This window comes from Hymenobacter cheonanensis, from assembly GCF_030581075.1.
Taxonomy (GTDB): domain Bacteria; phylum Bacteroidota; class Bacteroidia; order Cytophagales; family Hymenobacteraceae; genus Hymenobacter.
The window spans coordinates 136,785-159,344 of record NZ_JAUQSW010000003.1; the positions used below are offsets into that span (position 1 = coordinate 136,785).

The following is a 22,560-nucleotide window of genomic DNA, read 5'->3' on the forward strand; positions in this document are numbered from 1 at the left end:
ATGGCACGTTCACTCAAAAAAGGGCCGTACATTGACTTCCGGCTCGAGAAAAAGGTAGAAGCGCTGGAAAGCGCTGGCAAGAAATCGGTGGTAAAGACCTGGTCGCGCCGCTCGATGATTTCGCCTGACTTCGTGGGTCACACCTTCGCAGTCCACAACGGGAACAAGTTCATCCCGGTCTATGTAACTGAAAACATGGTCGGCCACAAGCTCGGCGAGTTTGCGCCCACGCGCAACTTCCGTGGTCACGTCGCCAAAAAAGATAAAGGCAAGCGTTAAGATGGAAGCAGTAGCCAAACTCCGTAACGTGCCTACCTCGCCGCGCAAAATGCGCCTGGTAGCCAATCTGGTACGCGGCAAGCGCGTAACCCAGGCCCTCGGCCTGCTCCGCTTTGAGGCTAACTCGGGTGCTGAGCGCGTGGAGAAACTGCTCTTGTCGGCTCTGGCCAACTGGCAGCAGAAGAATCCCGACGAGCGCATCGAAGACGCTAACCTTTGCGTGACCGAGATTTCGGTAGACGAAGGACGTCAGCTGAAGCGTCTGCGCCCCGCCCCCCAGGGCCGTGGCCACCGCATCCGCAAGCGCTCCAACCACATCACGCTGACGGTTGGTCCGCAGCGTGAGTCGCAGATGTCGAAGAAAGAGCTGAATGCTCTGACTCGCCTTGCAGCTGCTACCCCCACTGAAACCCCCGCCAACGCTTAATTTATCATGGGACAGAAAGTAAATCCCGTTGGTTTCCGACTCGGCGTTATTAAAGGCTGGGACTCAAACTGGTACGGCGGCAAGGATTTTGCCGACAAACTCGTTGAAGACGAGAAAATTCGCAAGTACATCAACGCCCGTATCCAAAAGGGCGGTATCTCGCGCATCGTTATCGAGCGCACCTTGAAGCGGATTACCATCACCATCAACACGGCTCGCCCGGGTGTGGTAATCGGTAAAGGCGGCCAGGAGGTTGATAAGATTAAGGACGAACTCAAGGAAATCACCAAGAAGGACGTTCAAATCAACATCTTCGAGATTAAGCGCCCCGAGCTGGACGCTCGCCTGGTAGGTGAGAGTATCGCTCAGCAGCTGGCTGCTCGTATCTCGTTCCGTCGCGCCATGAAGATGTCTATCCAGGCTGCGATGCGGGCTGGTGCTGAAGGCATCAAAATTCAGTGCGGTGGCCGCCTAGGTGGTGCCGAGATTGCTCGCTCGGAGCAATACAAAGAAGGTCGTACCCCGCTGCACACGCTGCGCGCCGACATCGACTATGCCCTGTCGGAAGCCCAAACGGTGTATGGCAAAATTGGCATTAAGGTGTGGGTAATGCGTGGTGAGGTATTCGGCAAGCCCGACCTCTCGCCCAACCAGGTTCCGGCTGGTCAGCAAGGTGGTGATGACCGTGGTGGCCGTGGCGGCGACCGTGGCCCGCGCCGCGATGGTGACCGCAACGACCGTGGTCCGCGTCGCGATGGCGACCGTGGCCCGCGTCGTGACGGCGCTGCTGGCGGCCCCCGTGGCGGCCAAGGCGGTGGCAACCGTGGTGGTCAAGGTGGTGGCCCCGCTGGCGGTGGCAACCGCGGCGGCCAAGGTGGCGGTCCCCGTCGCTAGGGTTAATTAAACTAGTCTGAGCCGTATCCTGAATCATTTCGTTCAGGGTACGGTTCACTGCTAATATTTTTCAAGTTTTCTTTTTTTACTCAAATGTTACAACCGAAAAGGACCAAGTATCGCAAGATGCAAAAGGGTCGCGTAACAGGCCTAGCCTACCGCGGCAGCTCCATAGACTTCGGTTCGTTCGCGCTTAAGTCACTGGAAATCTCTTGGATTACGGCTCGCCAGATTGAGGCGGCTCGTATTGCCATGACCCGTGCCATGAAACGCGAAGGGCAAGTATGGATTCGCATTTTCCCAGATAAGCCAATTACCAAGAAGCCTGCTGAAGTGCGGATGGGTAAGGGTAAAGGTTCGCCCGAGTACTGGGTAGCCTGCGTTAAGCCTGGCCAAATCATGTTTGAATCGGATGGCGTGAGCCTCGAAACCGCAAAAGAGTCGTTGCGTCTGGCGGCTCAGAAGCTGCCGGTTCGTACCTCATTTGTAGTTCGTCGCGACTACGTAGAGAACGCTGCTTAATTCGATGAAAAACGAAGAAATCCGCGCCCTGTCGCTCGACGACCTGCGCACGCAAATCAAAACCGAGCAAACCAACGGCCAGCAGATGCGCTTTGCGCATGCTATCAGCCCGCTCGAAAACCCCGGCCGCCTGAAGGCCAACCGCAAAACCGTTGCTCGCCTGCAAACGGAGCTTTCGCGTCGGAACAATGAGCAGGCTTCTAACCAAGCTTAGTAATGGAACCGACTCAAGAAAACCTGTTGCCGGCTCACGATGCTGCTTCGGACCGCAATATGCGGAAAGAAATCGTGGGTAAGGTGACCAGCAACAAGATGGATAAGTCCATCACGGTGGCGGTAGTTGCCAAACACCAGCACCCGATTTACGGCAAGTTCGTGAGCAAGACCACCAAGTTCCACGCCCACGACGAGAAAAACGAGTGCGGCGAAGGTGACTTGGTGCGTATCATGAGCACCCGCCCCCTGAGCAAGACTAAGCGCTGGCGCTTGGTTGAAATTGTTGAACGTGCTAAATAATCCTGAACGATGATACAGCAAGAATCCCGCCTCACGGTGGCCGACAATAGCGGCGCCAAGGAAGTGCTCTGCATCCGCGTACTGGGTGGCACGGGCAAGAAATACGCTACGGTTGGTGATAAAATCGTGGTGGCTATCAAGTCGGCTATCCCTTCGGGCAACGCCAAGAAAGGTACTGTTAGCAAGGCTGTTATCGTACGCGTGAAGAAAGAAATCCGCCGCAAGGACGGTTCTTACATCCGCTTCGACGACAACGCGGCCGTACTGCTCAACAACAACGACGAGCCCCGCGGCACGCGCATTTTCGGGCCAGTAGCCCGCGAACTGCGCGAGAAGCAGTTCATGAAAATCGTATCGTTAGCCCCCGAAGTAATTTAAGTTATGGCAACGAAACTGAAAGCAGCCCCCGTTCAGCTGCACGTGAAAACGGGTGACAACGTACTCGTAATTGCCGGCGACGAAAAAGGCAAGCGTGGCGTTATCAAGTCGGTGAACCGCTCGACCCAGCGCGTCATCGTAGAAGGCCTGAACCTGGTAACCAAGCACAACAAGCCGAGTGCGAAGAACCCCCAGGGCGGCATTACCAAAATCGAAAGCCCCATTCACGTGTCGAACGTGAAGAAGGTTGATTCGGCCACCGCTTAATCCGCACTACGACCATGGCCCGACTGAAAGATAAATATCAGAAAGAGGTAATTCCTGCGCTCCAGGAGAAATTCCAGTTCAAGAGCATCATGCAGGTACCGCGCATCACTAAAATCTGCATCAACCGTGGCATCGGTGCCGCTGTTGCTGACAAGAAGCTGGTGGACAACGGAGTAGAAGAGCTGACGACTATCACTGGTCAGAAAGCAGTAGCTACTATCGCTAAGCGTTCGGTTTCTAACTTCAAACTCCGTGAGGGTATGCCCATCGGTGCGCGCGTAACGCTGCGCGGCGAGCGGATGTACGAATTCTTGGACCGTTTGCTGACCGTAGCACTGCCCCGTGTACGTGACTTTAAAGGCATCAACGACAAGGGCTTCGATGGCCGGGGTAACTATACCCTAGGCGTGAAAGAGCAGATTATTTTCCCCGAGATTTCGATTGATAAAATCAAAGGCATCTCCGGTATGGATATCACCTTCGTAACGACGGCCGAAAATGATGAGCAGAGCTACGAACTGCTCCGCGCGTTCGGTATGCCCTTCGCTAACGCTAAAAAGGAAGCTGAATAATGGCTAAAGAATCCATCAAAGCCCGGGCCCGCAAGCGCGTTGCCCTGGTAGCCCGCTACGCTGAGAAGCGCAAGGCCCTGAAAGCTGCCGGTGATTACGCTGGCCTCGACAAGCTGCCCCGCAACGCGTCGCCCGTGCGCCTGCACAACCGCGATATGATTGACGGCCGCCCCCGTGGCTACATGCGCAAGTTTGGCATCAGCCGCGTTCGCTTCCGCGAAATGGCGCTGGCCGGTAAGATTCCTGGCGTGACGAAGTCGAGCTGGTAGTCTGCTCTAGATTAATATTGAAAGCCCTAGCATTAATTTGCTAGGGCTTTTTTATTTTAATAGACCCAAAGATGGCAGAATCATCAACCTTTCCTTTCGAAGTATATCCCATTGAAGATGTCCATCTGAAGATGCAAAATCGGCAGTTCGGAATCCAAGCGCCGGTAGGTGAGGTGGATGGGTACTACGAATTATTTGAAGAATATGAGTTCGGCGGAAATGGGCCATCCTGGGCCGAGCATATTCGATTCATTCTTGAGGAGAAAGACGAGGAGCTAGATGAACATCTTGAGTATGATGAAGAAGGAGATACTTTTTTAGTTTATGCGGATAGCCAAGTAGCGGTTGACCGATTTTTGAAACACGTACTTCCAATATTTGGAACTAAGAAGAGCCTGAAGAAATATCTGAAGCAAGCAGACCCGGACAATTTTTCGGAATAGTAGTCCCTTAGGAAAGATAAAGGACTGCTATAGAGAGATTTGAAATGGCGCCATTTGCTACGGGCAGCAGTTGGGTAACTTAATGCACGGCCTGCCCGTCGGCGATGTCCTCGGTGCCATTATTCAGCACTCCATCACCGGCTTTGAACTTGCCAAAACCTGGACTTGGTCGTGGTTTTCGTCGCCTTGCTGGACATCGACTAGATTGGCGTGGCAGTTGGCGACGCGGATGACGTAGGTGCGCTCGGCGGTGGTGACTAGGGCGCTTTTAAAGACGAAAATGCTGCTTTGAGAGCAGGTAATGGGCAGGTTAGCCGAAGCGAACATACCAGGCTTTAGCTCTTCTTTGGGGTTGGGAATGTCAATTTCGACCTGCTCGGAGCGGGTGGCGGCTTGCACGCTGCCGGCAATGCGGCTGATGCGACCCTTGAATGTGCGGCCGGGATAAGACTTTACGGAGAACTGTACTTGGCTGCCTTGGCGCATCTCGGCCACGTAGGCTTCGGGCACGGCTACGCGTAGGCGCAGGCGATTGAGCTGCCGTAGCTTGAAGAATAGTAGAGCATGGGGGCCGCTAGCCCCCACGGCCGCACCGGGCGACAAATTACGCTCGGTAATAACGCCGGCAAAGGGTGCGGTGAGGTGCAGGTAATCCGTCATCTGTTTGGCGGCGTTGTAGTGCGAGCGGGCGGCGGCTACGTTGAGGCTGTCTGTGATGACTTGGGTGCGGGCCTGGGCTAGCTGAAGGGGAGCGATGGCGCCGGCGGTGCGCGCTGTTTGGCGCAGGCGCTGGTAGGTGCCGCGGCTGGATTGCAGTACCGCTTCAGCGGCTTTTTGCCTAGAGGCGGCTTCGTTGAGAGCGGCGGTTAGCTCGGGGGCGTCTAGGTCGGCTAGTACCTGGCCCTGGCGGACGTGGTCGCCGATGTCGGCGTGGAGGCGCTACACGTAGGCGCTCACACGGGGCGAAATGTCGGTTTGAAAATAACTCTCTAACTCGCCTGGTAGGCTCAGCGACTGCGCGGGCTGGGTGGCGGTCACGCGCACGGCTTCTAGCTGCAATCGGCGGGTACCTCGCTTTCAAGCTTGCTAGTGGCGGCATTAAAGGAGCCGGCCGATGAGCAGCCACCTAGAAGGCTAGCCCCGCCGATAAGGAGGTAGAAGAGAGAAGGAGCGCGCATAAGGTTGGCAAACAGAGAAGCAGAGGGAAAATGGCAGGAACAGCGCTTAGGTTAGTGCGCCACCAATCCGGGCGCATCGACGTATACCAGGCTGTTTTGGTCATCGGGGTTGAGTGATATCGAGGCGAAAGTGGTTTTCGCTGCACGGCGGCAAAGGCAATGGGTAGGATAAGCAGCGCGGCCACCATAGAGGCCAGCAGGCCGCCGATAACGGCGCAGCCTGGGGAGGCGGTTTGCTCGCCGCTCTCGCCGAGGCCATTGGGAGCATGCCGGCCACCATCGCGGTGCTGGTCATGAGGATGGGGCGGAGGCGGGCGGCCCCGGCGACGCGGGCGGCGGCCACGGCATCGCGGTAGCGCAGGCGCAGGGTTGCGGCATTAGTGATGACCAACACGGCATTGGCCACCGACACGCCGACCGACATGATGAGGCCCATGTAGGATTGCAGGTTGAGCGACTGGCCCGTAGCTAGGAGCATAGCTAGCTAGCGAGCCGGCCAGCACGGCGGGCACCGTCACGAGCACCACACCGGCTACTTTAAACGACTGGTAATTGGCGGCCAGCAGCAGGAAAATGACCACGATGGCTAGCCCTAGGCCGGTTTGCAGGCTGCTCAGGGTTTCTTGCAGCAGCTGAGCCAGCCCGCGTACTTCTACCACCGAGCCTTTGGACGGCGTGCCGGCCTGCCTGATGGCCTGCTGCACAGCGCGGGTGGCAGTGCAGAGGTCCTGGCCCGCGATGTTGGCTGAAACGGTGATGATGCGGCGTGGGCCAATGCGGTCGTACTCGCCGGGGATAGTGGTCGAGCGCAGCGTGGCCACGTCGCCCAGGGTGGGCCGGAGCTGGCCGGGGATGAGCGGCACATCTAGCATGTCGGCCTTGGAGTTCATGTCGCGGGCCGCCAATTGCACTTGCACTTGATACGAGAAGCCTTTGCTCTGGTCGAGCCAGAGGTTCTTGGCTGTAAAGCGGCTGCTCGACGTGGCTGCTACCAATGAGCGCGAAATCTGGTCGGGCGTGAGGCCGAACTGCGCGGCGCGCTCCCGGTCTACTTCTACCTGCACCGTAGGGTAGCGGAGCGGCTAGTTGATGCGAACGTCGCGCAGGTAAGGAATCCGACGCAGGCGGGTCAGCAGCTTCTCGGCGTAGGCCTGGCCCTCGGTGAGTTCTTTGCCGCCCACAATCACCTCGATAGGTGTTTGGGCGCCTTGGCTCATGATTTTGTCGGTCAACTCGATGGGCTCGAAGCTGATTTGCACGTCAGGCATTTGCCTGGCCACAGCCTGGCGAATCTGGTCTTTGAGTGCGTCGAGGCTTTTGACTTCGTAGTCTTCCGATAGGTTTACCTGCAAGTCGGCCTCGTGCGGCCCGGTGTTGAACATGTAGAGCGCGCTGGTGCCGTAGCTGCTCAGCGTCATGCCTACGAAGGCCAAAATTGATATACACGTCAATAACGTTGGTGTTGGTGTCGAAGTGCAGGTCCCAGACTTTCTCCGCAATGTCGATACGGCTCACGCTCTTGCCCTTATTAACCAGCAAATACTCCAGCAGCGCATACTCGCGGGTAGTCAGCTCAATGCGCTGGCCCGCCCGGTGCACCAGCCGCGTGTCGGTATCCATTTCCAGGTCGGCTGCGCGTAGCACCGTGCGTTGGCCCGCTTAGGCACTGCCGCGCCGGGCTAGTGCCCGGATGCGCAGCAGCAGCTCCCGAAACTCAAACGGCTTCACGAGGTAGTCGTCGGCCCCCGCCCCAAAGCTCTCCTTATCCTGCAACCCATTGAGCGCCGTGAGCAGCAGCACCGCTTGGCGCGGTGAGTGCTGCTCGATGTAGCGGCACAGATCAAAGCCGTTCAGGCCCGGCAGGTTCACATCCAGCACCACCACGTCAAACGGCTGCTGGTCGAACAGCCGCTAGCCCATCGTGCCATCGAAAGCTACTTTCAAGTCATACCCTTCCGCCGCAATGCCCTTCTGAATAAAGGATGCCAGGCTCGTTTCGTCTTCGACCAGTAAAATCTTCATACCAGGGCGTAAAATAACGTGCCTTACGGGAGGCAGCGTAGGCTATCTCCAAAAATTAACGGCGGCAGGGTTGCATAAGTCTCAGACATCGACGTACCTTTGCACCCCAAAACAGAATACTTGTGGGCCTGGCTCACCCTATTTGGCAGGTTGCCGAAAGAAACCATGGGCCGTGCCCCGAAAGCCGAGCCCAGTAGTCTTAACTGAAATTTCGCTGTAGGGCTGCTAGCTACTGCTGCGAAATTTTCTTATCTTTGCGGCCCCAAGACGTGGGCCAATTAAAAACAAATGAATACTGACCCGATTGCTGATTACCTGACCCGGTTGCGCAACGCCATCAAGGCGAACCACCGGGTAGTGGAAATCCCGGCCAGCAACATCAAAAAGGAAATCACGAAAGTGCTCTATCACAAGGGCTACATTCAGAGCTACCGTTTTGATGATACCTCGGCACAAGGCGTGATTAAAATCGCCCTCAAGTACAACCCCACTACCAAAGCCCCGGCTATCACCAAGCTGGAGCGCGTAAGTACCCCCGGCCTGCGTCAGTATCGGCACGTGGAAAACCTGCCCCGCGTGTTGAGCGGCTTGGGCGTTGCCATCCTGTCGACCTCGAAAGGGGTAATGACCGAGAAGGAGGCCAAAAACGAGAACGTGGGCGGCGAGGTGCTGTGCTACGTGTACTAACCTGCTAAGCACTAGTATTTATATGTCCCGCATTGGTAAACTGCCGATTAGCCTGCCCGCCGGTGTGCAGGTATCGGTCGACAACGAAAACACCGTAACGGTGAAAGGCCCGAAAGGCACCTTGACCCAGGCCGTAGACCGCGACATCGCGGTAGCTATGGAGGACGGCCAGGTAGTGGTAACGCGCCCCACCGAGCAGAAGCGCCACAAGGCCATGCACGGCCTGTATCGCTCGCTCATCAACAACATGATTACCGGCGTGAGCACCGGCTACGAGCACAAGCTTGAGCTAGTAGGTGTAGGCTACAAGGCTGCCCTAGCTGGCAAGTCGCTGGAGCTGTCGCTGGGCTACTCGCACAACGTGTACTTGGCTATGCCTCCCGAAGTATCGGCCACGGCCGTTACCGAAAAAGGTAAAAACCCCATCGTAACCCTGACCAGCATCGATAAGCAGCTTATCGGTCAGGTAGCCGCCAAAATTCGCTCGCTGCGGAAAGTGGAGCCTTACAAAGGCAAAGGCGTTCGCTTCGTTGGTGAGATTGTTCGTCGTAAAGCCGGCAAGACTGCCGCTAAAAAGTAATCTAGTATCATGGCTTTCGATAAAGCATCCCGCCGGAAGCGCATTCAGCGCATCATCCGCACGAAAGTGTCCGGCACGTCGGAGCGCCCACGCCTGTCGGTGTTCCGCTCCAACACGGGCATCTACGCCCAGATTATTGACGACACGGCTGGCCGCACGCTGGCTGCCGCTTCGTCTAAGAAGGTAACCGCCGAAGGTGGTAACGGCGTGGCCCTGGCTGCTGCCGTTGGCCGCGAAATCGCCGCTAAGGCGCAAGAGGCCGGTATCACGAAAGTGGTATTCGACCGTTCGGGCTACCTCTATCACGGTCGTATTAAATCATTAGCTGAAGGAGCCCGCGAAGGCGGCCTCAATTTCTAAGCATCATGGCAGAGTATAACAACAACAACCGTGGTGGTGCTCCTGGTGGAAACGACCGCGGTGGCAACAACCGGGGTGGCAACGACCGTCGCGGCAACGACCGCGGTGGACGCGGCAACGATAGCTCGGTGCAGGGCGATTCGGATTTCAAAGAGAAAGTAGTAGCCATCAACCGCGTAGCCAAAGTGGTGAAAGGTGGTCGTCGCTTCAGCTTCTCGGCTATCGTAGTGGTAGGCGACGGCAAAGGCAACGTAGGCTATGGCCTGGGCAAAGCCAACGAGGTAACTGACGCCATTGCCAAAGGCATTGACGATGCTCGCAAAAACGTGGTGAAAGTTCCGCTGTACAAGCACACCGTTCCCCACGTAATGGAAGGCCGCTACGGTGGAGGTTTCGTACTCGTGCAGCCCGCTGCGGCTGGTACGGGTGTAATCGCTGGCGGTGCCATGCGCGCTGTGTTCGAATCGGCTGGTATCAAAGATGTACTGGCCAAGTCGAAAGGCTCGTCGAACCCCCACAACGTGGTAAAGGCTACCTTTGCTGCCCTAGCCAAGATGCGTGACCCGATGCAAATCGCTCAGGCGCGCGGCATTTCTCTCGCTCGCGTATTTAACGGTTAGTACGACCATGCCACAGATTCAAGTAAAGCTCGTACGCAGCGCAATTGACCGCCCCGAGCGCCAGAAGCGTACCGTAGAGGCCCTAGGTCTCAATAAAATGAACAGCGTTGCTACGCACGAAGCCAACCCCAGCATCCTGGGTATGGTGAAGTCGATTCAGCACCTGCTGGAAGTAACCGAACTGTAAGCGTTTATCCCAGTCATGAATCTTTCCAATCTAAAACCCGCCGCTGGCTCGACGCGCAACAACAAGCGCCTTGGCCGTGGTGAGGGCTCGGGCGGCGGTGGTACCGCAACCCGTGGTCACAAAGGTGCTAAGTCACGCTCGGGCTACTCGCGTAAGTCGGGCTTCGAAGGTGGCCAGATGCCCCTCCAGCGTCGTGTGCCGAAGTTCGGTTTCACGAACATCAACCGCGTTGAGTTTAAAGGCATTAACTTGGACGTGCTCCAAGGCCTGCTCGAAGGTGGCGCTGTAACTGCGATGGACCAGGCTTACTTCGTAAACGCAGGTCTGGTGTCGAAGAATGCTAAAATCAAAATTCTAGGTCGTGGTGAACTCACCGCCGCGCTGGAAGTACACGCTCATGCTTTCTCGAAATCGGCTGTTGAAGCTATCGAAAAAGCCGGTGGCAAAGTAGTTACGCTGTAGCTTTCTATTGTTAGCAATTGGCAATGAATAAGTTTATCGAAACGATAAAAAATATTTTCGCTATTGAGGATTTGCGTACGCGAATCCTCAATACGCTATTTTTCATTGCTATCTACCGGCTGGGCTGCTATGTGGTTCTGCCAGGTGTAGACCCTACACAGCTGAAGCAAGGCACTGGCGGCGTATTCGGTATTCTGGATACGTTGCTCGGTGGCGCATTTAGCCATGCCTCTATCTTCGCTCTGGGCATCATGCCGTATATCTCGGCTTCTATCGTATTGCAACTGCTCACGATTGCCGTGCCGTACTTCCAGAAGCTGCAGAAAGAAGGAGAGTCGGGCCGGAAGAAAATAAACCAATACACCCGCGTGCTTACCATCCCGATTGTGATGGCGCAGTCCGTGGGCTTCCTGGCGACGATTAATGCTGAGGCCATCATGAACCCTGGCACGTTCTTCACCATCTCGACCATGCTCATCATCACGGCCGGAACGCTGTTTTGTATGTGGCTAGGTGAGAAAATCACCGATAAAGGCATTGGCAACGGTATCTCCATGATTATCATGATTGGTATCGTGTCGCGTTTACCTGGTGCTCTTATCGGCGAAGCTGCTGCTAAGGGCGTCAACAAGTCGCTGATTTTCCTGCTCGAACTGGTAGTATTGTTCTTGGTTGTAATGGCCGTTATCGTGCTCACGCAGGCTGTTCGCCGGATTCCGGTGCAGTATGCCAAGCAGGTAGGTGGTGCTACGCAACTCGACGCTCAGCGTCAATTCATCCCGCTGAAGGTTAACGCTGCCGGCGTTATGCCCATCATCTTCGCCCAATCGCTAATGTTCGTACCGAGCATCGCTGCTTCGGCCTGGGATAAAAACAGTGACCTGGCGGCTACTATTGCGGCATATTTCTCGCCCGAGCACTGGGTATACAATACGGTGTTCGCACTGCTGATTGTCATCTTCACATACTTCTACACTGCCATCAGCGTCAACCCCAACCAGATTGCGGATGACCTGAAACGGAGTGGTGGTTTCGTACCGGGCGTGAAACCGGGCCGCGACACGTCGGAGTTCATCGATGAAATCCTGACTCGCGTAACCCTGCCGGGTGCCGTGGCGCTGGCGCTCATTGCCATCTTCCCGACGTTGGCTTTGTTGCTCGGGGTTACCCGTCCGCTGTCACTGTTCTACGGCGGAACTTCGCTTATCATCATGGTAGGCGTGGTGCTGGATACGCTCAACCAGGTAGAAAGCTACTTGCTGATGCGCCACTACGACGGCATGATGAAATCGGGTAAATTGCGTGGTCGGCCTTCGCAGCCAATAGCCATTGCCTCGTAAGGTAGCAAAATGGCGACTGGAGTTATTCTGTTAAAAACAGAAGAAGAAATAGAGTTAATGCGCGCCGCCGGGCAACTGTTGGCGCGCGCACACGGCGAGGTAGCTTCGCTGGTGCGCGAAGGAGTCACGACGCGGCAGCTAGACTACCGCGCCGAGGAGTTCATACGCGACCACGGGGCTACCCCTTCGTTCAAAGGATTATACGGTTTTCCGCATAGCCTTTGCCTGAGCCCAAACTCAGTAGTAGTCCACGGATTCGCTACCGACGAACCGCTGAAGAGCGGTGACATTCTGACAGTAGACGCTGGGGTATTCCTCAACGGCTACCACGCAGACAGTGCTTACACATACCCAATCGGGGAAGTGGCGCCGGAAGTACAGAAGTTGCTGGTGGAAACGAAAGCATCATTGTATAAAGGTATTGAGCAGGCGGTGGCTGGCAACCGCGTTGGTGATATCAGCTACGCCATTCAAAACTACGTTTCGCCCAAGGGCTATGGCGTGGTGCGCGAGCTGGTCGGCCACGGGGTAGGGGCTAGCCTCCATGAGAAGCCTGAGGTGCCGAACTACGGCAAACGGGGCTCGGGGCCGCTGCTGCAAGTTGGCATGACGCTCGCCATCGAGCCGATGATTACCCTTGGCAAGAAGGACGTGGTGCAGGAAAAGGATGGCTGGACCATCCGGACCCGCGATAAAAAGCCGGCTGCGCACTTTGAGCACACGGTTGTTGTTAGAAAGGACAAGGCAGAGATTCTGACCTCCTTTGAATACATAGAAAAAGCACTGCAATAGCCCTTATGGCAAAACAAGCCTCCATCGAGCAGGACGGTACCATCCTCGAAGCCCTTTCCAACGCCATGTTTCGCGTGGAATTGGAAAATGGCCACCAGCTGATTGCCCACATCTCGGGTAAGATGCGGATGCACTACATCAAGATTCTGCCCGGCGACAAGGTAAAGTTAGAGATGTCGCCCTACGACTTGTCGAAGGGCCGCATTAAGTATCGTTACAAGTAAATTTTTTCGTTCTTTTCAAGGTCATGAAAGTAAAAACCTCGGTGAAGAAACGTAGCGTTGATTGCAAAATCATCCGTCGCAACGGTAAGCTCTACGTTATCAACAAGAAGAACCCCCGCTTCAAGCAGCGTCAGGGCTAAATCAATTTTCAGAAACCCGGAGCCTTGGGTACTGGCTGGTTTGAACTTTTGTTCGGCCGGTCGCCTTCCAAGCCGCTGCCGGGCTTTCTGGTCCGCAAACATCTAACCAACCAATATGGCTCGTATCGCAGGGGTTGACATCCCGGACAACAAGCGCGGCGAAATCGCCCTGACTTACATTTTCGGCATTGGCCGGAGCAACTCGGTTAAAATCCTCACCAAAGCTGGCATTGATGTCAATAAAAAAGTGAAGGATTGGACCGAAGCTGAAGCTGGTGAGGTTCGCGCCATCATCGCCGCTGAGCACAAGACTGAAGGCGTACTGCGCTCGGAGATTCAGCTCAACATCAAGCGTCTGATGGACATTGGCTGCTACCGTGGCCTCCGTCACCGTAAAGGTCTGCCAGTTCGTGGTCAGCGTACCAAGAACAACTCGCGTACCCGCAAGGGCAAGCGTAAGACCGTGGCCGGCAAGAAGAAAGCAACGAAATAACCCGTAGCGGCAATCAGCTCTAAAGAGAATTATGAATTATGAATTATGAGTTCTGAGTTGTCCTCGGGCAATTCAGAACTCATAATTCATAATTCATAACTCGCCGAAGGCGCTAACACCTGCCGCGTTTATAGCGATAACCAAATGGCACAAAAAAGAAAAGACAAAGCCAAGAAGCGGCTTGTCGTGGTGGAGCAGGTGGGCCAAGTCCACATTCGCGCCTCCTTCAACAACATCATCATCTCGGTAACTAACTCGAACGGCCAAGTAATTTCTTGGGCTTCGGCCGGTAAAATGGGTTTCCGTGGCTCAAAGAAAAACACGCCTTACGCTGCCCAGATGGCAGCTAGCGACTGTGGCAAAGTAGCCCACGACCTGGGCATGCGCAAAGCCGAAGTGTTCGTGAAAGGTCCGGGTGCTGGCCGTGAGTCGGCCATCCGTGCTTTGGGCAACATTGGTATCGAAGTGACGACCATCCGCGACGTGACGCCGCTGCCGCACAACGGCTGCCGCCCGCCCAAGCGTCGCCGCGTTTGATTTTTCATTTCTGATATTTCCTTAAAATGGCACGTTATACTGGCCCTACCGCCAAAATCGCCCGTCGCTTTTCGGAGCCGATTTTCGGCCCGAGCAAAGCGCTCAATAAAAAGAACTACCCCCCCGGCCAGCACGGCCGTGGCCGTCGCAAGAAGCAGTCGGAATACGCTGTGCAGTTGATGGAGAAGCAGAAAGTAAAGTACCTGTACGGTGTACTGGAGAAATACTTTGAAAACCTCTTCCACAAGGCAGCGGTGCTCCCCGGCATCACGGGTGAGAACCTGCTCGGCCTGCTAGAGTCGCGTCTCGACAACGTGGTTTACCGTCTTGGCATCGCCAGCACCCGTCGTGCTGCTCGCCAGTTGGTGTCGCACAAGCACATCACGGTAAACGGTGAGGTAGTGAACATTCCTTCGTACAAGCTCCGCCCCGGCGACCTCGTTGGGGTGCGTGAGAAGTCGAAGTCGCTCGAAGCCATCACGACTTCGCTGACCGTGCGCAACGCCCGTCAGTTCTCGTGGCTGGAGTGGGACGGCAAAGACATGGTGGGCAAGTTCACCAACATGCCGTCGCGTGACCTGATTCCGGAGAAAATCACGGAGCAGCTCATCGTCGAACTGTATTCGAAGTAATACTGGCACTTGGTGCGGCCCGGGCATAGCTCGGGCCGCATTTGTGCTAAGCCGGTGCGGCTATGCTGCTGCTTATTAGCGCGCTAGGGCACGAAAACAACCCCGTTGTGGTTTTGGTTGGCTACCCAAATTTGAGGCAAGCTTCGGCTTGCTTTTCCTGTATTACACTAATTAACTGCCCCACATATGTCAATCTTAGCTTTTCAAATGCCGGAGAAGGTGGTAATGGAGAAATCCGACGACTTCACCGGGACGTTTGAATTCAAGCCTCTGGAGAAGGGCTACGGCGTCACGATTGGAAACGCGCTGCGGCGCATTCTGCTGTCGTCGCTGGAGGGCTTCGCCATTACGTCGGTGCGCACGACTTCGGTGCTGCACGAGTTCTCGACGATTGAGGGAGTGATTGAGGACATGTCCGAAATCATCCTGAACCTCAAGCAGGTGCGCTTCAAGAAAATCAGCGACGCCATTGAGGACAAGATTACGGTGCGCGTGAGCGGGCAAGACAGCTTCACGGCTGGTGACATCGGCAAATTTGCCGTGGGTTTCCAGATTCTGAACCCTAAGCTGGTTATCTGCAACCTCGACCCGGCCAAAGAACTGGAGTTTGAGTTGACGGTAGCGCGTGGCCGTGGCTACGTGCCTGCCGACGAGAATAAGCCCGCCGACCAGGTTTTTGGTCAGATTGCCATCGATGCTATCTACACGCCTATCAAGAACGTGAAGTACAGCATCGAGAATACTCGCGTAGAGCAGAAAACTGACTACGAGCGTTTGCTGATTGAAATCTCGACCGACGGTTCGATTCATCCCGAGGAGGCCCTGAAAGGTGCGGCCAATATCCTCATTCAGCACTTCATGCTGTTCTCGGACAGCACGATGCAGCTGAGCGGCAACCGCCCTGTGGCAGCTGAGCCTATCGACGAGGAAACCCTCGCCATGCGTAAAGTCCTCAAGACTTCGCTCGGCGAGATGGACCTGTCGGTGCGGGCTTACAACTGCCTGAAGGCGGCTGATATCAAGACCCTGGGCGAGCTGGTGCAGCTCGACATGGCCGATATGATGAAGTTCCGCAACTTCGGTAAGAAGAGCCTCACCGAGCTGGAAAACCTGGTGGAAGAGAAGGGCCTGCATTTCGGCATGGACCTGAGCAAGTACCGCCTGGACGAAGACTAGAAGTAGATTGCCTTGCTGGCTGCTGAATCCTTGCAACGAGGAATTGGCAGCCAGCAATTTTTTGTATACAAGTTGTCAGACTTTTCTGGCGTTTTTATAAATTATTCACCCGCTACGCCCTAGGGATTGGGGTTCTAATGAGGTTCTAGCGACCCGCCGTGGTCCTGGTCCGCAAGCGTAGCATTTAACCAAATTGTCCGATGCGACACGGTAAAAAAATCAACCACCTGGGCCGTACTACCGCCCACCGCCACGCGATGCTGTCGAACATGGCAACGTCGCTCATCCTGCACAAGCGCGTGACTACTACGGTTGCTAAAGCCAAAGCTTTGCGCCAATATATCGAGCCCCTGCTGACCAAGGCCAAAGACGACACGACGCACTCGCGCCGTACCGTGTTTGCTACCCTGCAAAACAAGGAGAGCATGAAGGAGCTATTTGGCTCGGTAGCGGAGAAAATTGCTACCCGCCCCGGTGGCTATACCCGCATTCTGAAGCTGAGCGCTACCCGCGCCGGTGACAATGCTGATATGTGCATTATTGAGCTGGTTGACTTCAATGAAACCCTGCTGGAGTCGAAGAATGCTGCCGAAGCTAAAACCACCACTACCCGTCGTTCGCGTCGTCGTGGTGGCAAGGGCGAAGCTGCTGGCAACGAGGCTGGTACGTCGGCTGCCGTAGTAGCTGAGGCTCCGGCCGCCAGCACTACTGAGTCGGCTCCGGCTGATACGGCTACGGATACGCTGGCTAACGGCGAAACCCGTGAGGAAGCTGAGAAGGCTGAGTAGTTAGCCTTTGCTGCAAGTACCTAAAAGGAGGTGCACCTAGCGGTGTACCTCCTTTTTTTATAACATACTGTTTCGCTGAAAGTGCCTTTTTAAGATAAAACAGCGCCCTGCACAACTGTGCAGGGGCGAAACAGTAAGAGCTAGGAAGCCGATGGCGGCCTAGATATAGTTTCGCTAGGCCAGTTGAAAAGCCGGCGAAGCAGCGGAGAGAAAATTACTTGAGTACTATGCAGGAACAGCGACGCTTGGCAGAAGCCAACAACAAAACGGTAGCCTGGAAAAAATTTGGCCCTTACCTCACCGAGCGGCAGTGGGGCACGGTGCGCGAAGATTACAGCCCCGATGGCAATGCCTGGGATTTTATCTCTCACGATATGGCGCGGGCTTACGCTTACCGCTGGGGTGAGGAAGGCCTGGCAGGGCTCAGCGACGACCAGCAGCAGCTGTGCTTTGGGCTAGGGCTGTGGAATGGCGAAGACACCCAGTTGAAAGAGCGTCTTTTTGGCTTGACCAATGGCCAGGGCAACCACGGCGAGGATGTGAAGGAGCAGTACTATTACCTCGATAGCACGCCCACGCACTCGTACATGAAGATGCTGTATAAGTATCCGCAGCGGGCGTTTCCTTATGAGGACCTGCTAGCGGAGAATGCTCGGCGCACTCGCCTGGAGCCCGAGTACGAGCTGCTGGACACCGGTATTTTTGAGAACAGCCGCTATTGCGATGTCTTTATCGAATATGCCAAGGCTGGGCCCGATGACGTGCTGGTGCGTATTTCGGCGCACAACCGGGGGCCCGAGAAGGCGACGCTGCACGTGCTGCCGCAGCTGTGGTTTCGCAATACCTGGGCCTGGGGCTACGACGACCGCCGGCCGGAAATAAGCCTGGTGCGCCCCGGAGTGGCAGCCGCCACTCACCACGCGCTAGGGCAGTATCAGCTATACTGCGAGGGCGCGCCGGAACTGCTGTTTTGCGAAAATGAAACCAACCCCGAGCTGCTAGGGCGCCGCGCGGGCTGGGGAGGGTACTGGAAGGACGGCATCAACAAGTACGTAGTGGAGGGCCGCCGCAAGGCCGTGAACCCGGCGCGGCGGGGCACCAAGGTGGCTGCGCACTACACCCTGACCCTTGCGCCCGGCCAGTGCCAGGAAGTGCGCCTGCGCCTGAGCCAGCCGACGCACGAGGCGCCGTTTGCCGATTTTGACCAGCTTTTTGCCGAGCGGCAGCAGGAGGCGGATGTGTTTTACGACTGCGTGCAGGAAGACGTGGCTAGCCCCGACGCGCGGGCTGTGCAGCGCCAGGCCTTTGCGGGCATGCTCTGGAGCAAGCAGTATTACTACTACGACGTGAGCCAGTGGCTCGACGGCGACCCCAAGTGGCCGGCGCCCAAGGGCCCGCGCCAACAGGGACGCAACGCAGCGTGGCGCCACCTGCACAACGCCGACATCATTTCGATGCCCGACAAGTGGGAGTACCCGTGGTACGCGGCCTGGGACCTGGCTTTCCACTGCCTGCCCCTTGCTATGGTTGATGCCAGCTTTGCTAAGGAGCAACTGCGCCTGCTAACCCAGAACGGCTACCTGCACCCCAACGGCCAGATGCCGGCCTACGAGTGGAAGTTTGAGGACGTAAATGCCCCGGTGCACGCCTGGGCCACCTGGCGCGTGTACCAGATGGACCGCAAGCTCAACGGCGGCCAGGGCGACACACAGTTTCTGGAAGCTGTGTTTCAGAAGCTCGTGCTCACCTTCACATGGTGGGTGAACCGCAAGGACCGCGACGAGCGCAACATTTTCGAGGGCGGCTTTCTGGGCATGGACAACATTGGGGTGTTCGACCGCTCGGCGCCGCTGCCTACGGGCGGCAAAATCGAGCAGAGCGACGGTACCAGCTGGATGGCCATGTTTGCCCTCAACCTCATGCGCATGGCCCTGGAGCTGGCCAAAACCAACCCGCTGTACCAGGAAATGGCTAGCAAGTTCTTTGAGCACTTCCTCTACATCGCCCACGCCATGACGCTAGGGGGCGGCGGCGAGTTCAACCTGTGGGACGAGCAGGACCACTTTTACTACGATGTGCTGCACATGCCCGACGACTCGCGCGAGCGCCTGCGTATTCGTTCGATGGTGGGGCTGATTCCGTTATTTGCGGTGGAGGTTATTGAGGATGAGCTGCTGGAAGCCGTACCCGAGTTTACGGCGCGGGCGTGGTGGCTGGTGCAAAACCGCCCGCACCTGGCCGAGCTGGTAAGCCGCTGGCAGGAGCCCGGCAAGGGCGCCCGCCACCTGCTGAGCCTCATGCGCCGCAGCCGCCTCAAAAGCGTGCTCACAAGGATGCTCGACGAGACGGAGTTTCTCTCCGACTACGGCATTCGCTCGCTTTCGCGCTACCACCTGGAGCACCCGTATGAATTCCACACCGAGGAGGACAGCTTTGCGGTGAGCTACGTGGCCGGCGAGGCCGAATCGGATATGTTCGGCGGCAACTCGAACTGGCGCGGGCCTATCTGGTTTCCGGTTAATTACCTCATTATTGAGTCGTTGCAACGGTTTCATACCTACTACGGCGACTCCTTTACGGTAGAGTACCCCACCGGCTCGGGGAAGCTACACAACCTGAGCCAAGTGGCCGATGCCTTATCCGAGCGCCTTGCCAAGCTGCTGCTGCGCAACGAGCAGGGCCAGCGCCCGGCCTTCGGCCCGGCCGGCCCGCTGCAAGACGACCCGCACTTCCGCGACTACCTCCTCTTTCATGAGTTTTTTCACGGCGATGATGGGCACGGCCTCGGGGCTAGCCACCAAACTGGCTGGACGGGCCTGGTGGTGCGCTTGCTGCAACAGCGCGCCAAAACGGAAGCTTAACAAGCTGAAATGCAACCTAGCCACCCCATTCATTGTCTGTGGCGCATAAGTTCGAAGATACTCCGACCTTTGCGCCTCACCCCAGCTGCGTTTGCCTATGGAAGCCGTTGCGTATATCGACATTAATGCCCCGCTGGTAGAGCGGTGCCGGGTAAATGACCGGCAGGCGCAAGCCGAGCTGTACCGGCGCTATTCGAAAGCCATGTTCAACGCCGCCCTGCGCATTACCGGCGACCATGCCGAGGCTGAGGACGTGCTGCAAGAGTCATTTTTGAGTGCGTTTCGGGAGTTGAGCGGCTACAAGGGCGACTCTTCTTTCGGCGCCTGGCTAAAGCGCATTGTAGTTAATAAAAGCATTAACTGCCTCAGGCAGCGGCGATTGCAGCTGGTGCCGCTCGAAGATTTTCATCACGAAGCCGCCCCGGCCGAGGCTAGCCCGCCCCACGCCGGTGAGGATGCCGAGGAGCAGCAGTACCGCGCCGACGTGCTGCGCCGCTGCATTCAGGAGCTGCCCGACGGCTACCGCGTGGTGCTGTCGCTGTATCTGCTAGAGGGCTACGACCACCTTGAAATTGCCGGTATTCTGGGCATCACGGAGTCAACCTCCAAGTCGCAGTACAGCCGGGCGCGCACCCGGCTGCGCGAACTGGCCCGCGAGCGCGGCCTCAGCTAGCCCGCTGCCGCCGGCCACCGAACCTCTGCTTTTCCCACCCTTGTTAATGGCCATTGCGCCGGGGCACTCGTATTAGTCCCTCGTAATAGTCCTACTCCGCTTTGCGGCGGTACTTATTCATTATGGAACCTATTAATCGTCATTCACTAGAAAATTACGTGGAGCGGCACCGGGCCGACTTCGACCTGCACGAGCCGAGGCCTGAGCTATGGGCCGCCCTCGAAAAGCAGCTGCACGGCGAAAGCCCCGCCGAAACCGAGGCACCGCGCATGGCTATCGCTCCCCAGTCAGTGGCCGAGCTGCCGCTGGCCTCGCCCGTGCTGCGGGTGCAAAAAAGCGACCGCTGGCAGCGCTATGGCCTGGCGGCGGCCCTCGTGCTGCTGCTCGTAGCCGCCGGGGTGGGCGAAGCCTGGAAAACCACCCGCGGCCCGGCCGTGGCTACCGAAACCACCGTGCTTCCTTCGACCCCCGACGCGGCCCTTTATCTGGGTTCCGAGGCGAGCGTGGTGCCCGCCAGCCAGGGCGGTGCCGAGGTTGATGCCCGCCTCGATACGGCCGTGCACGGCATGGAGCGCTACTACATTGCCCAGCTCACCGACCGCAAAACCCAGCTCAGTCAGCTAGCCCCGGCGGCCACCGCCGAGTGGGCCCGCGAGCTAGTGGGCCTCGATTCGAGCTACCAGCAGCTTAAGCGCGAGCTGCCCCGCCACCCGCAGCCCGAAGTGGTGCTGACGGCCATGAACCGCAACCTGCAAATTCGCCTCGACATCCTCGACCGCCAGCTGGAGCTGCACGGCGGCGACCAGCCGGCCCTAGCCGGTACCAGTGGCACCAATGGCGAATACGTGCTGGCCGATAGCCGTAGTATTGCTGACAACTTAGTTCGCCGCAATGCACGCTAGCCACCGCCTGCTACTGGCAGCCGGGCTGGGCCTGGCAGCGCTGGCCCAGCCGGCGCGGGCGCAAACTGCCGCCGAGCACGCTGCCGAGCGCGCGCAGGTGACCTACTACGTGGCGCCGCAAGGCGCCGGCGGGCAGGAAGGGCCCGCCGGCCAGGCCCAGGCGCAGCCCACCCAAGAGCAAACCACGCCGCCCATTGAGCAGTGGCGGCGCGTGAGCCACAGCTTTCGGGTGGCGAAGGCCGGCCAGGCGTTTGCCCTCGACACCCGCTACGGCCACGTGCGGGTAAGCGCCTGGGACAAGCCGGAAATGAAAATCGAAGCTGAGTTTATTGCCCGCGCCGAAACACCGGCCGGCGCCGCGCAACTGCTCGATGGCTTGGGTGTGCAGTGGCTCGACTATGATGCCCGCACGGGCGGCGTGGCCGTCAGTTCGCAATTTGGGCCTGCCCTGAAGGGGCGGTGCAGCGGCGGCGGCTGCCGCTACGAAGTCAACTACACGGTGTGGCTGCCCAGTACCACGGCCCTGCGCCTGACTACCGCCTTTGCCGAGGTGCTGGTGGCTAGCGACTGGCAGGGGCCGGCCCAGCTCACCGTGAACTACGGCACCCTGCGTACCGGCCGCCTCAACGCCGCTGGCAACGTGGTGCACATTGCCAATGGCGATGCCACCCTGCCCTTTGCCAAGCAGGCCAGCCTGGAGGCCGAGTACGCCCGCCTGCGCCTCGACGCCGGCGAGCAGATTGAGCTGCGCACCAACTACTCGGATGTGGACATGGGCACCGTGCACGACCTGACGGTGCACAGCAAATACGGCGACGTGGCCCTCGGCACGGTGCGCACGCTACGCGGCTCATCGGGCTACTCGCATTTCAGCGTGGGCAAGCTCAGCGAAGGCCTCGACATGGCCGTGCGCTACTGCCCCGATTTTGAGGTGCGCGACATGGGCGCCAACTTTCGCCAGATAACCCTGGATGGCGGCTACAGCACCATTCGGCTGGGTTTTGCCGAGGCTACTCCCAGCTTTCGCTTCGATGTAAGCACCGAGCAAGGCCAGCTGCTGGTCGATAAAAAGCAGGTGCGCGTGCTCTCGGAAGGCGGCAAGGCCGACGGCATTGCCGATGTGATGGGTGTGTACGGCGGCCGGGTGCCCGCGCGCGGGGCCGGCAACGTCAACATCAAGGTGCGCTACGGCACGGTGCGCTTCAGCAAGTAGCATCTAGCCATAAGTCAAAACAGAACGTCAGGCTGAGCTGGCCGAAGCCTCTTTACTGCATCGCTGAGTGGTGCGGTAAAGAGGCTTCGGCCAACGTAGCCTGACGTTCTGTTTGTTTCTTTGGCA

36 protein-coding genes and 1 pseudogene are annotated in these 22,560 nt (G+C 57.5%); 30 read left to right on the top strand and 7 right to left on the bottom strand.

What is annotated here, in order from left to right; all coding sequences use genetic code 11:
* The 11 genes from rpsS to Q5H89_RS06930 all read left to right on the top strand — a co-directional run bounded on the left by rpsS (position 1) and on the right by Q5H89_RS06930 (position 4,567).
* A complete protein-coding gene (rpsS, locus tag Q5H89_RS06880) occupies positions 1-279 on the top strand; it encodes a 30S ribosomal protein S19 (protein WP_068340444.1) in 279 nt (92 codons plus the stop codon).
* A 1-nt stretch (position 280) separates the two neighbouring features.
* Entirely contained in the window at positions 281-706 is a 426-nt protein-coding gene (rplV, locus tag Q5H89_RS06885; RefSeq protein WP_305018565.1) for a 50S ribosomal protein L22, read from the top strand.
* A 6-nt stretch (positions 707-712) separates the two neighbouring features.
* Positions 713-1,600 carry a 30S ribosomal protein S3 gene (rpsC, locus tag Q5H89_RS06890; protein WP_173116022.1) on the top strand — a complete coding sequence of 296 codons (888 nt, stop codon included), beginning with the start codon at positions 713-715 and terminating at the stop codon, positions 1,598-1,600.
* Between the two features lie 93 nt (positions 1,601-1,693).
* Positions 1,694-2,122 (top strand): 50S ribosomal protein L16, encoded by a 429-nt coding sequence (rplP, locus tag Q5H89_RS06895; RefSeq protein WP_068340453.1) that lies wholly within the window; start codon positions 1,694-1,696, stop codon positions 2,120-2,122.
* 4 nt (positions 2,123-2,126) lie between these two features.
* Entirely contained in the window at positions 2,127-2,336 is a 210-nt protein-coding gene (gene rpmC, locus Q5H89_RS06900) for a 50S ribosomal protein L29 (protein WP_151086038.1), read from the top strand.
* 2 nt (positions 2,337-2,338) lie between these two features.
* Entirely contained in the window at positions 2,339-2,638 is a 300-nt protein-coding gene (gene rpsQ, locus Q5H89_RS06905; RefSeq protein ID WP_151086037.1) for a 30S ribosomal protein S17, read from the top strand.
* Positions 2,639-2,647: 9 nt separating this feature from the next.
* A complete protein-coding gene (gene rplN, locus Q5H89_RS06910; protein ID WP_068340463.1) occupies positions 2,648-3,016 on the top strand; it encodes a 50S ribosomal protein L14 in 369 nt (122 codons plus the stop codon).
* A 3-nt stretch (positions 3,017-3,019) separates the two neighbouring features.
* Entirely contained in the window at positions 3,020-3,283 is a 264-nt protein-coding gene (gene rplX / locus Q5H89_RS06915; RefSeq protein WP_305018566.1) for a 50S ribosomal protein L24, read from the top strand.
* A gap of 14 nt (positions 3,284-3,297) precedes the next feature.
* On the top strand, positions 3,298-3,855 hold the full coding sequence (rplE, locus tag Q5H89_RS06920; protein ID WP_305018567.1) for a 50S ribosomal protein L5: 558 nt from the start codon (positions 3,298-3,300) through the stop codon (positions 3,853-3,855).
* On the top strand, positions 3,855-4,124 hold the full coding sequence (rpsN, locus tag Q5H89_RS06925; RefSeq protein ID WP_144846881.1) for a 30S ribosomal protein S14: 270 nt from the start codon (positions 3,855-3,857) through the stop codon (positions 4,122-4,124). Before rplE ends, rpsN begins: the two co-directional genes overlap by 1 nt.
* Before the next feature lie 71 nt (positions 4,125-4,195).
* Positions 4,196-4,567: an Imm51 family immunity protein gene (locus Q5H89_RS06930; protein WP_305018568.1), complete on the top strand. Its 372-nt coding sequence runs from the start codon at positions 4,196-4,198 to the stop codon at positions 4,565-4,567.
* A gap of 123 nt (positions 4,568-4,690) precedes the next feature.
* Here the strand turns inward: Q5H89_RS06930 and Q5H89_RS06935 are convergent, their stop codons facing one another.
* The 7 genes and pseudogenes from Q5H89_RS06935 to Q5H89_RS06965 all read right to left on the bottom strand — a co-directional run bounded on the left by Q5H89_RS06935 (position 4,691) and on the right by Q5H89_RS06965 (position 7,653).
* Positions 4,691-5,491, bottom strand: a complete 801-nt coding sequence (locus Q5H89_RS06935) for an efflux RND transporter periplasmic adaptor subunit (RefSeq protein ID WP_305018928.1) — start codon at positions 5,489-5,491, stop codon at positions 4,691-4,693.
* Positions 5,492-5,616: 125 nt separating this feature from the next.
* Complete coding sequence (locus tag Q5H89_RS06940; RefSeq protein WP_305018569.1) at positions 5,617-5,745, bottom strand: hypothetical protein; 129 nt, start codon at positions 5,743-5,745, stop codon at positions 5,617-5,619.
* Positions 5,746-5,845: 100 nt separating this feature from the next.
* Complete coding sequence (locus tag Q5H89_RS06945; protein WP_369810645.1) at positions 5,846-6,223, bottom strand: efflux RND transporter permease subunit; 378 nt, start codon at positions 6,221-6,223, stop codon at positions 5,846-5,848.
* The gene (locus Q5H89_RS06950) at positions 6,123-6,809 is read right to left on the bottom strand and encodes an efflux RND transporter permease subunit (RefSeq protein ID WP_305018570.1); all 687 of its coding nucleotides are present in this window, start codon (positions 6,807-6,809) and stop codon (positions 6,123-6,125) included. Before Q5H89_RS06950 ends, Q5H89_RS06945 begins: the two co-directional genes overlap by 101 nt.
* A gap of 18 nt (positions 6,810-6,827) precedes the next feature.
* Positions 6,828-7,163 carry a hypothetical protein gene (locus Q5H89_RS06955; RefSeq protein ID WP_305018933.1) on the bottom strand — a complete coding sequence of 112 codons (336 nt, stop codon included), beginning with the start codon at positions 7,161-7,163 and terminating at the stop codon, positions 6,828-6,830.
* A 76-nt stretch (positions 7,164-7,239) separates the two neighbouring features.
* Positions 7,240-7,365, bottom strand: a pseudogene (locus Q5H89_RS06960) (winged helix-turn-helix domain-containing protein); the annotation flags it as partial.
* A 39-nt stretch (positions 7,366-7,404) separates the two neighbouring features.
* Entirely contained in the window at positions 7,405-7,653 is a 249-nt protein-coding gene (locus Q5H89_RS06965) for a response regulator transcription factor (RefSeq protein WP_305018930.1), read from the bottom strand.
* A gap of 402 nt (positions 7,654-8,055) precedes the next feature.
* On the opposite strand from Q5H89_RS06965, the gene rpsH reads away from it, so the two are divergent.
* The 19 genes from rpsH (at position 8,056) to Q5H89_RS07060 (ending at position 22,434) form a co-directional block, all read left to right on the top strand.
* Complete coding sequence (gene rpsH, locus Q5H89_RS06970; protein WP_144846899.1) at positions 8,056-8,454, top strand: 30S ribosomal protein S8; 399 nt, start codon at positions 8,056-8,058, stop codon at positions 8,452-8,454.
* Between the two features lie 22 nt (positions 8,455-8,476).
* Positions 8,477-9,034, top strand: coding sequence for a 50S ribosomal protein L6 (gene rplF / locus Q5H89_RS06975; RefSeq protein ID WP_305018571.1), 558 nt, complete (start codon positions 8,477-8,479; stop codon positions 9,032-9,034).
* Positions 9,035-9,043: 9 nt separating this feature from the next.
* Positions 9,044-9,394, top strand: coding sequence for a 50S ribosomal protein L18 (gene rplR / locus Q5H89_RS06980; RefSeq protein WP_133656912.1), 351 nt, complete (start codon positions 9,044-9,046; stop codon positions 9,392-9,394).
* A gap of 5 nt (positions 9,395-9,399) precedes the next feature.
* Positions 9,400-10,014: a 30S ribosomal protein S5 gene (rpsE, locus tag Q5H89_RS06985; RefSeq protein WP_133656913.1), complete on the top strand. Its 615-nt coding sequence runs from the start codon at positions 9,400-9,402 to the stop codon at positions 10,012-10,014.
* A gap of 7 nt (positions 10,015-10,021) precedes the next feature.
* A complete protein-coding gene (gene rpmD, locus Q5H89_RS06990) occupies positions 10,022-10,201 on the top strand; it encodes a 50S ribosomal protein L30 (RefSeq protein WP_173116012.1) in 180 nt (59 codons plus the stop codon).
* A 15-nt stretch (positions 10,202-10,216) separates the two neighbouring features.
* Entirely contained in the window at positions 10,217-10,663 is a 447-nt protein-coding gene (gene rplO / locus Q5H89_RS06995; RefSeq protein WP_305018572.1) for a 50S ribosomal protein L15, read from the top strand.
* A 23-nt stretch (positions 10,664-10,686) separates the two neighbouring features.
* Entirely contained in the window at positions 10,687-12,003 is a 1,317-nt protein-coding gene (gene secY, locus Q5H89_RS07000; protein WP_305018573.1) for a preprotein translocase subunit SecY, read from the top strand.
* A 9-nt stretch (positions 12,004-12,012) separates the two neighbouring features.
* Complete coding sequence (gene map, locus Q5H89_RS07005; RefSeq protein WP_305018574.1) at positions 12,013-12,795, top strand: type I methionyl aminopeptidase; 783 nt, start codon at positions 12,013-12,015, stop codon at positions 12,793-12,795.
* 5 nt (positions 12,796-12,800) lie between these two features.
* On the top strand, positions 12,801-13,019 hold the full coding sequence (infA, locus tag Q5H89_RS07010; RefSeq protein ID WP_035567874.1) for a translation initiation factor IF-1: 219 nt from the start codon (positions 12,801-12,803) through the stop codon (positions 13,017-13,019).
* Between the two features lie 23 nt (positions 13,020-13,042).
* Entirely contained in the window at positions 13,043-13,159 is a 117-nt protein-coding gene (gene rpmJ / locus Q5H89_RS07015) for a 50S ribosomal protein L36 (RefSeq protein WP_068340511.1), read from the top strand.
* A 115-nt stretch (positions 13,160-13,274) separates the two neighbouring features.
* Complete coding sequence (gene rpsM / locus Q5H89_RS07020; protein ID WP_305018575.1) at positions 13,275-13,652, top strand: 30S ribosomal protein S13; 378 nt, start codon at positions 13,275-13,277, stop codon at positions 13,650-13,652.
* Positions 13,653-13,796: 144 nt separating this feature from the next.
* Positions 13,797-14,189 carry a 30S ribosomal protein S11 gene (gene rpsK / locus Q5H89_RS07025; RefSeq protein ID WP_144846925.1) on the top strand — a complete coding sequence of 131 codons (393 nt, stop codon included), beginning with the start codon at positions 13,797-13,799 and terminating at the stop codon, positions 14,187-14,189.
* Positions 14,190-14,215: 26 nt separating this feature from the next.
* On the top strand, positions 14,216-14,821 hold the full coding sequence (gene rpsD / locus Q5H89_RS07030) for a 30S ribosomal protein S4 (protein ID WP_305018576.1): 606 nt from the start codon (positions 14,216-14,218) through the stop codon (positions 14,819-14,821).
* 186 nt (positions 14,822-15,007) lie between these two features.
* On the top strand, positions 15,008-15,997 hold the full coding sequence (locus Q5H89_RS07035) for a DNA-directed RNA polymerase subunit alpha (protein ID WP_208131288.1): 990 nt from the start codon (positions 15,008-15,010) through the stop codon (positions 15,995-15,997).
* 200 nt (positions 15,998-16,197) lie between these two features.
* A complete protein-coding gene (gene rplQ / locus Q5H89_RS07040; protein ID WP_305018577.1) occupies positions 16,198-16,785 on the top strand; it encodes a 50S ribosomal protein L17 in 588 nt (195 codons plus the stop codon).
* Positions 16,786-17,012: 227 nt separating this feature from the next.
* The gene (locus tag Q5H89_RS07045; protein ID WP_305018578.1) at positions 17,013-19,646 is read left to right on the top strand and encodes an MGH1-like glycoside hydrolase domain-containing protein; all 2,634 of its coding nucleotides are present in this window, start codon (positions 17,013-17,015) and stop codon (positions 19,644-19,646) included.
* A gap of 97 nt (positions 19,647-19,743) precedes the next feature.
* The gene (locus tag Q5H89_RS07050; protein ID WP_305018579.1) at positions 19,744-20,319 is read left to right on the top strand and encodes an RNA polymerase sigma factor; all 576 of its coding nucleotides are present in this window, start codon (positions 19,744-19,746) and stop codon (positions 20,317-20,319) included.
* Positions 20,320-20,441: 122 nt separating this feature from the next.
* Positions 20,442-21,221, top strand: coding sequence for a hypothetical protein (locus Q5H89_RS07055; RefSeq protein ID WP_305018580.1), 780 nt, complete (start codon positions 20,442-20,444; stop codon positions 21,219-21,221).
* Positions 21,211-22,434: a hypothetical protein gene (locus Q5H89_RS07060; RefSeq protein WP_305018581.1), complete on the top strand. Its 1,224-nt coding sequence runs from the start codon at positions 21,211-21,213 to the stop codon at positions 22,432-22,434. The genes Q5H89_RS07055 and Q5H89_RS07060 overlap by 11 nt, the downstream gene beginning before the upstream one ends.
* Positions 22,435-22,560 lie beyond the last annotated feature (126 nt).

Bases quoted from the DNA above. Each gene is read 5' to 3' on its own strand.
- rpsS (WP_068340444.1), top strand. From the start codon at position 1: ATGGCACGTTCACTCAAAAAAGGGCCGTACATTGACTTCCGGCTCGAG.
- rplV (WP_305018565.1), top strand. From the start codon at position 281: ATGGAAGCAGTAGCCAAACTCCGTAACGTGCCTACCTCGCCGCGCAAA.
- rpsC (WP_173116022.1), top strand. From the start codon at position 713: ATGGGACAGAAAGTAAATCCCGTTGGTTTCCGACTCGGCGTTATTAAA.
- rplP (WP_068340453.1), top strand. From the start codon at position 1,694: ATGTTACAACCGAAAAGGACCAAGTATCGCAAGATGCAAAAGGGTCGC.
- rpmC (WP_151086038.1), top strand. From the start codon at position 2,127: ATGAAAAACGAAGAAATCCGCGCCCTGTCGCTCGACGACCTGCGCACG.
- rpsQ (WP_151086037.1), top strand. From the start codon at position 2,339: ATGGAACCGACTCAAGAAAACCTGTTGCCGGCTCACGATGCTGCTTCG.
- rplN (WP_068340463.1), top strand. From the start codon at position 2,648: ATGATACAGCAAGAATCCCGCCTCACGGTGGCCGACAATAGCGGCGCC.
- rplX (WP_305018566.1), top strand. From the start codon at position 3,020: ATGGCAACGAAACTGAAAGCAGCCCCCGTTCAGCTGCACGTGAAAACG.
- rplE (WP_305018567.1), top strand. From the start codon at position 3,298: ATGGCCCGACTGAAAGATAAATATCAGAAAGAGGTAATTCCTGCGCTC.
- rpsN (WP_144846881.1), top strand. From the start codon at position 3,855: ATGGCTAAAGAATCCATCAAAGCCCGGGCCCGCAAGCGCGTTGCCCTG.
- Q5H89_RS06930 (WP_305018568.1), top strand. From the start codon at position 4,196: ATGGCAGAATCATCAACCTTTCCTTTCGAAGTATATCCCATTGAAGAT.
- Q5H89_RS06940 (WP_305018569.1), bottom strand. From the start codon at position 5,745: ATGCGCGCTCCTTCTCTCTTCTACCTCCTTATCGGCGGGGCTAGCCTT.
- Q5H89_RS06945 (WP_369810645.1), bottom strand. From the start codon at position 6,223: ATGCTCCTAGCTACGGGCCAGTCGCTCAACCTGCAATCCTACATGGGC.
- Q5H89_RS06955 (WP_305018933.1), bottom strand. From the start codon at position 7,163: ATGACGCTGAGCAGCTACGGCACCAGCGCGCTCTACATGTTCAACACC.
- rpsH (WP_144846899.1), top strand. From the start codon at position 8,056: ATGAATACTGACCCGATTGCTGATTACCTGACCCGGTTGCGCAACGCC.
- rplF (WP_305018571.1), top strand. From the start codon at position 8,477: ATGTCCCGCATTGGTAAACTGCCGATTAGCCTGCCCGCCGGTGTGCAG.
- rplR (WP_133656912.1), top strand. From the start codon at position 9,044: ATGGCTTTCGATAAAGCATCCCGCCGGAAGCGCATTCAGCGCATCATC.
- rpsE (WP_133656913.1), top strand. From the start codon at position 9,400: ATGGCAGAGTATAACAACAACAACCGTGGTGGTGCTCCTGGTGGAAAC.
- rpmD (WP_173116012.1), top strand. From the start codon at position 10,022: ATGCCACAGATTCAAGTAAAGCTCGTACGCAGCGCAATTGACCGCCCC.
- rplO (WP_305018572.1), top strand. From the start codon at position 10,217: ATGAATCTTTCCAATCTAAAACCCGCCGCTGGCTCGACGCGCAACAAC.
- secY (WP_305018573.1), top strand. From the start codon at position 10,687: ATGAATAAGTTTATCGAAACGATAAAAAATATTTTCGCTATTGAGGAT.
- map (WP_305018574.1), top strand. From the start codon at position 12,013: ATGGCGACTGGAGTTATTCTGTTAAAAACAGAAGAAGAAATAGAGTTA.
- infA (WP_035567874.1), top strand. From the start codon at position 12,801: ATGGCAAAACAAGCCTCCATCGAGCAGGACGGTACCATCCTCGAAGCC.
- rpmJ (WP_068340511.1), top strand. From the start codon at position 13,043: ATGAAAGTAAAAACCTCGGTGAAGAAACGTAGCGTTGATTGCAAAATC.
- rpsM (WP_305018575.1), top strand. From the start codon at position 13,275: ATGGCTCGTATCGCAGGGGTTGACATCCCGGACAACAAGCGCGGCGAA.
- rpsK (WP_144846925.1), top strand. From the start codon at position 13,797: ATGGCACAAAAAAGAAAAGACAAAGCCAAGAAGCGGCTTGTCGTGGTG.
- rpsD (WP_305018576.1), top strand. From the start codon at position 14,216: ATGGCACGTTATACTGGCCCTACCGCCAAAATCGCCCGTCGCTTTTCG.
- Q5H89_RS07035 (WP_208131288.1), top strand. From the start codon at position 15,008: ATGTCAATCTTAGCTTTTCAAATGCCGGAGAAGGTGGTAATGGAGAAA.
- rplQ (WP_305018577.1), top strand. From the start codon at position 16,198: ATGCGACACGGTAAAAAAATCAACCACCTGGGCCGTACTACCGCCCAC.
- Q5H89_RS07045 (WP_305018578.1), top strand. From the start codon at position 17,013: ATGCAGGAACAGCGACGCTTGGCAGAAGCCAACAACAAAACGGTAGCC.
- Q5H89_RS07050 (WP_305018579.1), top strand. From the start codon at position 19,744: ATGGAAGCCGTTGCGTATATCGACATTAATGCCCCGCTGGTAGAGCGG.
- Q5H89_RS07055 (WP_305018580.1), top strand. From the start codon at position 20,442: ATGGAACCTATTAATCGTCATTCACTAGAAAATTACGTGGAGCGGCAC.
- Q5H89_RS07060 (WP_305018581.1), top strand. From the start codon at position 21,211: ATGCACGCTAGCCACCGCCTGCTACTGGCAGCCGGGCTGGGCCTGGCA.